Source organism: Halorubrum sp. CSM-61 (genome assembly GCF_003781945.1).
Classification (GTDB): Archaea; Halobacteriota; Halobacteria; order Halobacteriales; family Haloferacaceae; genus Halorubrum.
On the sequence record NZ_RJJW01000004.1, the window covers coordinates 211,596 to 224,148 of the forward strand.

At 64.8% G+C, this 12,553-nt stretch carries 6 protein-coding genes; 1 reads left to right on the forward strand and 5 read right to left on the reverse strand.

Annotation, left to right across the window (positions count from 1 at the left end):
- Positions 1–48: 48 nt before the first annotated feature.
- Positions 49–630: an SRPBCC family protein gene (locus EDM04_RS09005; RefSeq protein WP_123621283.1), complete on the reverse strand. Its 582-nt coding sequence runs from the start codon at positions 628–630 to the stop codon at positions 49–51.
- A 454-nt stretch (positions 631–1,084) separates the two neighbouring features.
- Here EDM04_RS09005 and EDM04_RS09010 point away from each other — a divergent pair, with 454 nt between their 5' ends.
- Positions 1,085–3,154 carry an ABC transporter ATP-binding protein gene (locus EDM04_RS09010; RefSeq protein WP_123621285.1) on the forward strand — a complete coding sequence of 690 codons (2,070 nt, stop codon included), beginning with the start codon at positions 1,085–1,087 and terminating at the stop codon, positions 3,152–3,154.
- A gap of 36 nt (positions 3,155–3,190) precedes the next feature.
- On the opposite strand, the gene gltB is transcribed toward EDM04_RS09010, so the two are convergent.
- The 4 genes from gltB to EDM04_RS09025 all read right to left on the reverse strand — a co-directional run bounded on the left by gltB (position 3,191) and on the right by EDM04_RS09025 (position 12,549).
- Complete coding sequence (gltB, locus tag EDM04_RS09015; RefSeq protein WP_123621287.1) at positions 3,191–7,894, reverse strand: glutamate synthase large subunit; 4,704 nt, start codon at positions 7,892–7,894, stop codon at positions 3,191–3,193.
- Between the two features lie 348 nt (positions 7,895–8,242).
- The gene (locus tag EDM04_RS18495; RefSeq protein ID WP_164471109.1) at positions 8,243–8,410 is read right to left on the reverse strand and encodes an HEWD family protein; all 168 of its coding nucleotides are present in this window, start codon (positions 8,408–8,410) and stop codon (positions 8,243–8,245) included.
- 96 nt (positions 8,411–8,506) lie between these two features.
- The gene (locus EDM04_RS18800; RefSeq protein WP_164471110.1) at positions 8,507–11,605 is read right to left on the reverse strand and encodes a hypothetical protein; all 3,099 of its coding nucleotides are present in this window, start codon (positions 11,603–11,605) and stop codon (positions 8,507–8,509) included.
- Positions 11,606–11,874: 269 nt separating this feature from the next.
- Positions 11,875–12,549 (reverse strand): DUF6517 family protein, encoded by a 675-nt coding sequence (locus tag EDM04_RS09025; RefSeq protein ID WP_123621289.1) that lies wholly within the window; start codon positions 12,547–12,549, stop codon positions 11,875–11,877.
- Positions 12,550–12,553: the final 4 nt, after the last annotated feature.

Genomic DNA, 12,553 nt, shown 5'->3' on the forward strand with positions numbered 1-12,553 from the left:
TAAGGCCTTCGACTCGGGGACACCGCCGACACCGACTCCCACACGCGCTCAGATCCGCGCGGAATCGACGTACACGTCGAGGTCGACGTCGCGCGTCGAGTCCTCGAGGTCGCGCACGGCGCGCTCGACGACGCGCTCGGCCTCGCCCCTTATGAGGGGAATCGCCTTCTTCAGCACCCAGTCGAACGAGACGAGGGCGGGGAGATCGATCGCGTCGGAGCTCGCCGAGCCGGGATCGAACTCGACTTCGAGCGCGACCTCGCACGGGTCGTCGGTCGGGTCTCCTCGGGTGTCGGCGTCTGTGTCGCCGTCGGCGTCTGCGCCGTCTGGATCTCCGCCCGCCTCCGCCGGCGTCACTCGCCAACACCCGCCGGCGTCGATGTCCTTCGTGATCTCCCAGTCGATCCGCTCGGGCGGCTCGACGCCGGTGACCTCCGAGTGTGCGGTGTACGAAATCTTCCACCACGCGAACCGAAGCGCGTAGCGGGTTCCCGGCCCGCCTTCCCCTTCGAGGGTCCGGACCTCTCGCAGGTACTCCGAGTAGTCGGCGTACCGCGGGAAGTCGAGCAGGAACGCGTACACGTCTTCCGGGTCGGCGTACACCTCCGTGCTCACGACGAGTTCGTCCACGGAGGTGAATTCGGGTGGCCCCTATTAAGCAGTCCGCCGATCGGATGTGGAGATGGATGTTTCTGAGACAGTCATTTGATCGCTGGTGAACACCTCCAAAGCCCCAGCCGTTCTCGGCTCCCACAGCTCGCTGCGCTCCTCAGTCGCTCGCGTTGCTCACTCCTTGCGGTGCTTGCGTCGCTGGGGTTCGCCGAGAACGGCTGCCCCTTTGAGTCCCACCCGACCGCAACCGCAGCCTCACGCCTCCCCAGCCTCGCCGCGGCCGCCAGAGGCGGCCGCGGGCTCCCTCGCACGCGCTCCTCGCGGTCGCCACTGGCGACCGCTCGGAGGCGCGCGCCGACCGCACGGCATTGATAAGCGATCGACGCTCTGGCTGCGCTCGCCCGCTCGCTCGGGACCCGGAACGGGCCGCCGAAGCCGTCGGATACATGGGCTTCGCCGCGCTCGTACGCCCATGGCCGCCGACGACCGCAACGCCTTCGAAGTGTACCGCGACCGGGTCGATCGGCCCCTCCTGCGGCTGTTCCGCGAGTACGGCGCCCCCGAGGCGCACTGGCTCGTGATCGGGATGGCCGCGAACGTCGTCGCCCGCGTCGCGGGACTGGTCCCGCCGGTCGTGCTCGGCGTCGCCATCGACGCCGTCTTCACGGGGAATGGCCCCTACACCCTCCCGATCGTCCCGGACGCGTGGCTCCCGACCGCGGGACCGGCGCAGTTCCGGCTCTCGGTCGCGCTCATCGTCGGGTCGTTCCTCGTCACGGGCGTGTTCACGTACGTCTACGGCATCGCCGCGAACAACTTCGCCCACCGCGTGATGCACTCGGTACGGACCGACTCCTTCGACCAGATGCAGCGGCTCGACATGACCTTCTTCGACGACAAACAGACCGGCGAGGTGATGAGCGTCCTCAACAACGACGCCTCGAACCTGGAGGTATTCCTGGACAACGCGCTCCAGAACTCCGCGCGCCTCGGCGTGATGGTCGTCGGTATCGCGGGCGTCCTCTTCTACTACAACCACGAGCTCGCGGTGGTCACCCTCTCGGCCATCCCGCTGATGATCCTCTTCACGCTGTGGTTCATGCGGGCGGTCGAGCCGCGGTACGTCGCCCAGCGCTCCGTCGTCGGCGACCTCAACACCGCCCTCGAAAACGCGCTCTCGGGCGTCGAGCTCGTGAAGACCTCCAACACCGAGGCCCACGAGAGCGACCGCGTCGAGACCGCCTCGAAGCAGTACTTCGAGCGCACGATGTCGATCCTCCGGCTCAACTTCGTCTACCGGCCGGGGATGGAGCTGTTCGCGGGGCTCGCGTTCGCCGCCACGTTCGCGGTCGGCGGGTACTGGCTCTCCGCGGGGCCGCCGGGCCCCTTCTCGACGACGCTCACGGTGGGGACGTTCGTCACGTTCGTCCTCCTGACCCAGCAGTTCGTCGCGCCGCTCGCGGAGGTGTCCAACATCATCGACCAGTACGAGAACGCGAAGGCCTCCTGCGAGCGCGTCTTCGGCCTCCGGGACATCCCGATCCGGATCACCGACGACGACGACGCGAGCGACCTCGGCGGCGGGAACGACGCCGACGCCGATGCCGCCGCCGACCCCGACCACGGCGGCGTCGCCGGCGCGGTCGAGTACGACGACGTCTCCTTCGCCTACGCGGAGAACGCCCTCGTCGACCCCGAGGACGCCGACGAGGAGGTTATCCGGAACGTCTCCTTCGAGGCCGATCCCGGCGACACCGTCGCCCTCGTGGGACCGACCGGCGCCGGCAAGTCCACCCTCCTCAAGCTCCTCCTCCGGCTGTACGACGCGACCGAGGGCGCGGTCCGCGTCGACGGTCACGACGTGCGGGACGTCACCGTCGAGAGCCTCCGGTCGAACGTGGGCTACGTCGCGCAGGACACCACGCTGTTCGACGGCACCATCGCCGAGAACATCCGGTACGGGCGGTTCACGGGGGCCGACACCGAGAGCGAAGGCGGAGCCGCTGGCGAGACTAAGGTCCGCGAGCGCGTGATCGAGGCCGCGAAGGCCGCCGAGGCCCACGAGTTCATTGACTCGCTGCCCGACGGCTACGACACGCGGATCGGCGAGCAAGGGGTGAAGCTCTCCGGGGGCCAGCGCCAGCGCGTCGCCATCGCGCGGGTCGTCCTCCAGGACCCCGCAATCTTGATCCTCGACGAGGCGACCTCCGCGGTCGACACCGAGACGGAGATGCTGATCCAGCGCTCGCTCGACGAACTGGCGGCCGACCGCACGACCTTCGTCATCGCCCACCGCCTCTCGACGGTGACCGACGCGGACCTGACGCTCGTGTTGGAGGACGGCGCGGTCGTCGAGCGCGGCACCCACGACGGGCTCCTCGACGCCGACGGCCTTTACGCCAAGCTCTGGGGCGTGCAGGCCGGCGAGATCGACGAGCTCCCCGAGGAGTTCGTCGAGCGCGCCCGCGAGCGACACGTCGACCGCGCGGTCGAGCGGGCGATCGAGGAGGGGAGCGTCGAGAGCGAGACACTCGACGACTGAGGCGGTCGACCCGGCTGAAAAGCGAACCGCGCGGAATCAGTCGTCGCTCGACGCCTGCCCGGTCGCGTCCGACTCGGCGCCGGGAACCGCCGCGGCGGGCTCCGGCGGCTCCGCGCGCACGTCGGCGCCCTTCCCCTCGGCGATGACCTCGGCGTAGGCGTCGGGGAAGACGCGGACGAAGTCGTCGAGCGCGGCGGTCCAGTCGTCGAGCAGCTCTGCCGCGCGGTCGCTGTCGGTGTACGCGTGATGGTTCTCGACGAGCCGGCGGAGCATGCGCTCGTCGGACTCTTCGAGGGTCTCCGAGACCGACACCATCCCGCGGTTGACGCGGTCGGCGAACCGGTCGTCGGGGTCGTACACGTACGCGACGCCGCCGGACATCCCGGCCGCGAAGTTCCGACCGGTGTCGCCGAGCACGGCGACGACCCCGCCGGTCATGTACTCGCAGCCGTGGTCGCCGACGCCCTCGACGACCGCCTTCACGCCGGAGTTGCGGACGCCGAACCGCTCGCCGGCGACGCCGTTGACGTACACCTCGCCGTCGGTGGCGCCGTACAGCCCGACGTTGCCGGCGACGACGTTCTCGGCGGGGTCGTAGCCGGCATCCTCGGGCGTGTTGATCACGATCCGACCGCCGGAGAGCCCCTTGCCGACGTAGTCGTTGGCGGCGCCGGACAGCTCCATCGTGATCCCGGGCGCGAGGAACGCGCCGAAGCTCTGGCCGGCGTAGCCGTCGAACCGACAGGTGACGGTGTCGTCCGGGAGCCCGTCGCCGCCGTGCTCGGAGACGACGCGGTTCGAGAGGGTCGCGCCGATCGCGCGGTCGACGTTCTCGACGTCGCGGGTGAGCGCGACGGGCGCGCCGTCCTCGATGGCGGGGCTCGCCTCCTCGATGAGGTCCCAGTCGAGCAGGTCGTCGATGCCCGGGTGGTCCTGCTCGCGGGTCTTCGTGCGGGCGTCGCCCGCGGGCTCGGCGATGACCGCCGACAGGTCGAGGTGTTTGGCCTTCTCGTGGTCGGTCTCGCGCTGGGAGAGGAGCTCGGGGCGGCCGATGAACTCCTCGACCTCCGTGTAGCCGAGCTCGGCCATGATCTCCCGGAGCTCCTGCGCGATGAACGTCATGTAGTTGATGACGTGGTCCGGCTGGCCCGGGAAGCGCTGGCGGAGGTCCTCGCGCTGGGTCGCGACCCCGACCGGGCAGGTGTTCTCGTGGCACTGCCGCGCCATCACGCACCCGGCGGTGACGAGCGACGCGGTGCCGAACACGTACTCCTCGGCGCCCAAGGCGGCGGCGACCGCCACGTCGCGCCCGGTCTTGAGGCCGCCGTCGGCGGTGACGCGGATGCGGTCGCGCAGGCCGGTCGCGCGGAGCATCTGGTTCGCCTCGGCGAGCCCGAGCTCCCACGGGAGCCCCGCGTTCTTGATCGACGTCTTCGGCGACGCGCCGGTCCCGCCGTCGTGGCCGGAGACGTGGACCACGTCGGCGTTCGCCTTCGCGACGCCGGCCGCGATGGTGCCGATGCCGGCCTCGGAGACCAGCTTCACGTTGACGTCGGCGTCAGGGTTGGCGGCCTTCAGGTCGAAGATCAGCTGCTTGAGGTCCTCGATCGAGTAGATGTCGTGTTGCGGCGGCGGCGAGATGAGGCCGACGCCGGGGGTGGAACACCGGACGTGCGCGATCATCTCGTTGACCTTCTTCCCGGGGAGGTGGCCGCCCTCGCCGGGCTTCGACCCCTGCGCCATCTTGATCTGGAGCTCGTCGGCGCTCGCAAGGTACTCCGAGGTGACGCCGAACCGACCGGAGGCGACCTGCTTGACGTTACACTCCTTCTCGGTGTCGAACCGCTCCGGGGGCTCGCCGCCCTCGCCCGTGTTCGACTTCGCGCCGAGCCGGTTCATCGCGATCGCGTTGTTCTCGTGGGCCTCCGGCGAGATGCTCCCGAGGCTCATCGCGGCCGTCGAGAAGCGCTCCACGATCGACTCGACCGGCTCGACCTCCTCGACCGGCACGGGGTCGCGGTCGGACTCGAACTCGAGGAGTCCGCGGAGCGTCTGGAGCTCCTCGGACTGGTCGTTCACGAGCTCCGCGAACTCCCGGTACTGCTCGTAGTCGCCGCCGCGGACCGCCTGCTGGAGCGTGCCGACCGTCTGCGGGTTCCAGCCGTGTTTGATCCCGGACGACCGGTGTTCGTACTCGCCGGTGGTCTCTAGCTCGGGGTCGGCACCGAAGGCCAATGCGTGGCGCGTCCGGAGGTCGTCTTCGATCTCCGCGATACCGATCCCCTCGGTGCGGATCTCGGTGCCCTCGAAGTACTCGGCGACGAACTCCGAGGAGAGCCCGACGGCCTCGAAGATCTGCGCGCCCTGGTAGGACTCCATCGTCGAGATGCCCATCTTCGCCATCGTCTTGAGGAGGCCGTCCTCCAGCGCGTGCCGGTAGGCGGCGAGCGCCTCCTCCTCGTCGGCGCCGTCGGGCCCGGCGACCACGTCGGCGATGGAGGCGTACGCGAGGTACGGGTCGATCGCGTCCGCGCCGTAGCCGACCAGCGTCGCGACGTGGTGGACCTCGTGAGGCTCGCCGGACTCGACGACGAGCCCCGCGCGGTTCCGCAGCCCGTTCCGGACGAGGTGGTGGTGGACCGCACCGGTCGCGAGCAGGCTCGGCACCGCGAGCCGGTCCGGCCCGACTTCCCGGTCGGAGAGGACCACCGCGTCGGCGCCGTCCTCGATGGCGGCCGCGGCGTCCCCGCGGATCCGGCTCACGGCGCCGACGAGCGAGCCGTCTCGGTCGTACGTCGCGTCGACGGTCACGGAGGTGAACGACGCCGCGCCCGGCCCCTCGCCGTCTCCGTCTCCCGGCGCGCGCTCCCCCGGCCCGGGAAGATCGCGCAGCGCGGCCGTCTCCGCGTCGGTGAGGATCGGGGTGTCGGAGAGTATCTGCTCGGCGTGTTCCGGCGTCTCGTCCAGCAGGTTCCGCTGGTTGCCGATCCGCGTCTCCAGCGAGGTGACGAGCTCCTCGCGGATGTAGTCGATCGGCGGGTTCGACACCTGTGCGAACAGCTGCTTGAAGTAGGTGAACAGCGGGCGGTCGACGTCGGCGAGCACCGACAGCGGGGTGTCGTCGCCCATCGAGCCGACCGGGTCTTTCCCCTCCGTCGCCATCGGCTCGACGAGGTGGTTCAGCGAGTCGGTGGTGTAGCCGAACGCGGCCTGATGGGCGCGGACGGTCGGCTCGGTGTCCTCGTCACTGTCGCCGCCGGCCGCGCCGGCGGCGTCCGCACCGATCCCGGCGGCGACCGCGTCCTCCTCGACGACGTCGTCGAGGTCGACCTGTCGCTCGGCGACCCACTCGCCGTACCTCTCGTCGGTGAGGGCCTCGAACACCTCGTCGTCGGGGACGATCCGCCCCTCCTCGGGGTCGGCGACGAAGATCTCGCCGGGCTGAAGTCGGCCGCGACGCGTCACCTCCTCCGGCTCGGTCGGGAGCGCGCCCACCTCGCTGCCGACGACCAGCCGGTTTTCGTCGGTCACTTCGTACCGACAGGGGCGGAGCCCGTTGCGGTCTAAGACGCCGGCGACGCGGTCGCCGTCGAAGCCGATGACGAGCGCGGGACCGTCCCACGGCTCCACGAGCGAGGCGTGGTAGTCGTAGAACTCCGCGCGGGACTGATCCATCAGCTCGTCGCCGCGGAACGCCTCCGGGATCAGCATCCGGAGGGTGTGCGGGAGGTCGCGGCCCGCCTGCAGGAGGAGCTCGACGGCGTTGTCGACGCTGGCGGTGTCGGACTGGTTCGGATCGTCGATAACCGGCTTGATCGTTCCGAGCTCCGCGCCGAACGCCGGGTGGTCCAGGTCGTTCTCGCGGGCGCGCATCCAGTTGACGTTCCCGCGGATCGTGTTGAACTCGCCGTTGTGGACGATGTTGCGGTACGGGTGCGCGAGGTGCCACGCGCCCAGCGTGTTCGTCGAGAAGCGCGCGTGGACTAAGGCGACGTGGCTCGCGAAGCGCTCGTCGGTCAGGTCCGAGTAGTAGCCGTCGAGCTGCGAGCCCTTCAGCAGGCCCTTGTACACGACGCGCTGGCGGTCGAGCGAGCAGACGTAGAACCGACCGGCGCCGTCGACCTCTGACACCGCGTTCTCGATCTCGCGGCGCGCGGCGTACAGCGCGCGGTCGAAGCCGAGGATCTCCGGGTCGGCGTCGCCGGGGCGCGTCTCCTCGCTGGTGAACCGCTCGGCGAGGCCGGCGCCCTCGACAGGCGCGACGAACAGCTGAGAGACCTCCGGCTCCGAGTCGAGCGCGGTCGCGCCCAGGTCCGCGTTGTCCGTCGGGACGGAGCGCCACTCCAGGACCTCCAGCCCGTACACGGAGAACACCTCCGCGATGACGTCGTGGATCTCGGCCTGCACGCTCGGTTCGGTCGGCATGAACACGGAGCCGACGGCGTACTCCTCGGGCAGGTCGGCGTCGACGACCTCGCGGAAGAAGTCGTCCGGGCGCGCGACCATGATACCGGCGCCGTCGCCGGTGTCCTCCTCGGCGCCCGTCGTCCCGCGGTGTTCGAGGTTCTCGAGCAGTTCGACGGCGTCCGTGACCGTCTCGTGGCTCGGGTCGCCGTCGAGGTCGACGATCCCGCCGATCCCGCAGTTCGAACGCTCGTCCGTTACCGCCGCAAGCCCCCCACCGTGGCCCGAGAGATCCCGCTCCGATACCTCCCGGGTGTTACTACGTGGCTCGGTCATGGTACACACTCTGGATCCGTCACTTAAAGGTATGACCCTGATAGGGGTAGGATCCCTCGTACACACATTAGGGAATATAAGGTAATTATTCATCAGGGGTGTGTACCAAAGCCGTAATCGCTGTTCGATCAGAAGATATCCGAACAAGAGTAAATAACCGGTTATAATTGAACCTATTCGGGACGGAATTTTGTTGAATATGACGAATGAAATATCGATCGTCAACCGGCGTCTGAGATCCCCTCGGCAGGGTCGGAATCGTGAGGGTGAGTCGAGGACGGTCGAAGCGATCGAAGCGAGACCGAAGGGACGGCAAGTGAAGCGCGCGACGATCGAAACCGGCTACAGTTACTCGCTCAACGGGGTGAACGTCCCGTTGATGTCCCACTCGTGGATGCAGTAGACGTTGCCGGGCTCGTCGTCGATCTGCCACCCGTCGGCGTCGTCGTCCCACCGCTCCTCGCGGCCGCACAGCTCGCACTCGCGCTCCCGTGGCGGGGTAATAGTGACGCTCATACGCACACGAACGGCCCGGGCCAGCAAAAGGATACCGCCGACCTCTCGACTGACACCCTCCGGGTGGCCCCGAGGTGACTCGCGACGGACCGCGGATCAGCGGCCTCGTCGCCTCTGAACCGCCACCAGAGCCGCCAGCGTGAGGGCCGCCAGCGAGTGGATCGGGCCGAATCCCGGAAGGTCTTCGGCGGTCGTCCGGATCGGCGCGTTCTCGTAGGTCGGCGTCGGTCGTTCCGAGCCGTCGCCGGTCTCGCCGCTCGCCGTCTCCGAGGCGCCGGCTCCGCCGCCGCCGGCGTCAGATTCCTTCGTGTCGGTCGCCCTCACGTCGGTCGCTGACGCGCCGCTCTGGGGGCCTTCAGCGACTCCGGACGTCTCGGTCGCCGTCGGTGTCGACACGGCGATCGGTCCGTCCAGAAGCGGCCTCCGCCGCTCGGCGGTCGGTCGGGACCCGAACCCGAATCCCCGAACGGGAGCGGTTCGGTCCCCGCCCCCGCGGGTTCCCTCCGTGCCGTCCGCGCTCGGCCCGTTCTGGCGGTCGCCTTCGGCGGATCCGGCCGCTCCCGATCCGCCGGCGGCGCCTCCCGCGGGTCCGCCAGTCCCGCCCGGCCCGCCGACTCCCCCGCCGCCCCCGCCGGCGACGGGTCCTCCGGACGCGACCCGTTCTGAGTCTCCGCCCGGTGAACCGCCCTGTTCGGCGACGAACGCCACCGTCGAAGTAACGCGGTGGCCGTCCGGGGGATCCGACGCGGCCTCGCGGAGCCGGTCGTCGGTGACCCGGAACGCGGCGGTGAACTCCTCGCCGGGCTCCGGTTCCCCGTCGGTCGGGAGCGCGTCCTCGGCGTCGGCGACCACGTAGAGCCCGGTCTCGTCGACGTGGACGGTCGAATCGCTCGGTGCGCCGCCGCTCGGATCGCTCGAGTCGCTCGCGGTCACCTCCTCTGTCTCCGCGGTCGATCGAACGCCGAACTCGAGCCCGTCGAGGCGGTCGAGGTCGTCCCCCGTCTCGGGCGGGGCGTTCCGCGCCGCGGGCAGTCCGGTCAGCCCGGAGGCGTTCACCGCGTAGACCACCGTGTCGTTCGCGGTGACGCGATCGGTCCGGGAGAGTTCGCCGTCCTCGACGGCGTCTCGGACCGCCGCGGCGCTTCCGAGCTCGGACCGATCGGCTTCCGATGCCGTGTAGGTGGCGAGCTCGTTGGTCGAGCGGCGCGTGAACGTCACCGTCGCGTTGTCGCTCGTCGCGGCGATACCCTGCTCCGAGCGAACTTCGATCTCGTAGGTACCCGGCGACAGCGTCCCGTTTTTACCCGGCACGGTGACCGACTCGATCGACGCTCCCGGACCCTCCACCGTGACACTCTCGTTCAGCGGCCCGGTCGCCGCCGTGTACGTATTGAGATCGAGGGTCGTCTGCCCCTCTTCCGGCGTTGCGAGCTCGATCGTGGCGGCTGTGGTGTTGGTATCTGTATTTGCAAATTCTATACTTGTTTCTGGTGAATTATGATGTACCTCAAAAGATATATATCCACCACTTGCTGAAAATTCGCCTATCTCATAGATGTCTGTATATTGATCATCATTTCCAATTATTCTGAAGACATTTCCAGATGTAGAGTTACTTTTGTTGAATGTATATTTACCTGTTTGTAACCCTCTTGTGCTGAATTCGACGGAGCTAGTGTTTGTTATTTCATTTCCAACTGCATATATAACTCTCTGATTTTTGTTGACACGATATAATCGCCTATTCTCTGCTTCAAATAATGTTTTATTAGCTATTATTGTGGTACCTGAATAGATAGTAGAGCGATTACTACTCCAGCCATCATGGTTGCTAATATGTACCTTTTTGTTTCCCAACTCCATCTCCCTGTCAACCTTGATTCTAGCTGTCTCTGAGACCCCTCCGTTCACAAATCCGTAATCTACATCCGAATTCGGTAATACATATGTTTGATTTTGATAACTAGTGCTTTGTTGAGTAGAATTTTTATAGATCTGTAGAGTAGCCGCTAACTGAGTACTGCTATATATCGTTGAGTTAGTTTCATCTGATCTTTTTAAGTTTACTTTGATATCCTCATTTATTCCAGTTAGTCTATCAGAAGATCCATATAGAGTATCTTGGACGATCTCCCCGTCAGCTGTTATTGGATGTATTGATACAATATAGGGCGTATTATCTCCGTTTAAATCACGTAGCTCTACTTCTTTAATTGTCAAGTTTGAACTATCTGATACATTGTATGTTTGGTTTGAGAAATTAATCATTCCAGAATATATGTGCGCTGTATCCATTGAAATTGCAGAATTTAGTATCGGTTCTGGTATATGATCACCTATTTCATATTCTGTTATATTTATCTGACTTTTGGGAATAACATGAATGCTCTTCTTTCCACCAACGATATTCGATCTAATAGAAATATTCTGTCTTCCATCTACTGAGGTAGCCGGTTGCTCTTGAGATCCAGCGAGCCTTGTTCCATTATATCCCTTAGTAATGAGAATAACTGAATCACTATCTGAGACAAAGTCTGTTATGGTGACCCCAGCTGAGGTGGTCGAATCAGCTAATGCTTGACTTGAAACAGTAGCTTGATCAGGTACTCTAATGGAATTAACTACGATCTTGAATGGCTCTGATTTTGTTATTTGATTCTCTTTCTTTAGATTCGAATAATTTTTACCCGCCTTTTCGCTTGAAACCCCCAACGTATATCTAGATGTAACTGTCGAGTTAATATTTGACATCTTTATATCTGCGAATGTTATTTCATTGATATTTACTCTGTCTGTTTCATTCTTTGGATTGGCTTGTATTTTGAAAATGGTGTGATCGTGGTGATCTAGCTTACTTATTCTCGATACGTCAGCACCAGATATATTGTAGCTGTCTATCTTACTAGAATTGGTTTCTATATTTTGTTCCTCAAATTTCTCTAATCCTATAAATATAGATATATTTGTGTTATTCTCGCCTGTATGGTTGATTGTAATCGATGTATTCCTCAAGGTTGTCTTATTTTGGTTTAAAAATATATCTTCAGATTCTCCTGGTGTAGTTATTGTTGGTGTGTCGGTGTGGTTCGTATCTGATTCTGCAACACCGATCCCGACCCCAAAAACGGAGAAAAAACCCAATGAGAGAACGAGAGTACAGATCACCGCACGCCGAATCGTTAATCTCCGTGCCATTATCGAGTCTCCGGCTGCGAGAGCTGCGGCTATCGGGCGCTTAGGCCGCGGATCGCGACGGTAAGAGCCCGCACCGCTAACTCGCAACGCGAGATGGTCGAATTCGGTCCGATTGCTTATAAATGAATTACGGACTGCGAAGCTTCCGCATGCGGAAACGTCTCCGTTCGAGGCGACGCAGTCGGACGGTTTCGATCGTCGCTATCTGAGCAGATCGCAGGCTGTGAGGGCGGGGAAAATCGGTTTTAAAACGAGTCGCGAACGAGCGGTCAGTGCTCGACCTGTTCCATCAGGGAGAAGAGCGGCTCGGAGGCGTCGACGGCGGTGGGGTGGACGCCGACGAGCGCGATCACGTCCTCCTCGTGTTGGACGGTCCCGACGTACAGGTACACCGGAACGTCTTCGACCTCCCCGTTCTGGCCGTCGCCGGCGTCGACCTCCGCGTCGACGGTCGTTTCGAGGATCGAGATCTCCACCTCTTCGCCGAGGATGGTGCGGGTCTCCGACCCTCGGTCTTCGATCTCGCTCGCTTCGATGTCGGTACCGTCGCCGCCGACACCCTGCTGGTCGACCTGCTCTAAGAGCCGCCGGATCAGCTCCGTGTCGTCCGCGCGGACGAGCGGGTTGACCGACTGGCCGCCCACCGACGCGTCCGGCGTGCTCGCCACGAACAGGGCCGACCCGTTATCGGAGTTCTCGTACCCGGCGGCCCACGTCGTCGCGGACACCTGCGCGTTCACGCCGGCGACGTCGAACTCCTGTTCGATGGTGAACGACTCGGGCTCCTCGCCCTCGTACCCCGCTTCGGACGCGGCCGAGGACGGGACGCTGGCCGGTTCCGCGTCGAACTCGTAGCTGCCGTTCTCGCCCTGGGCGCCGGCGCACCCGGCGACCGCGACGGACGTCGATGCGGCGATCGCCGCGAGCAGTCCGCGTCTGTGCATACCG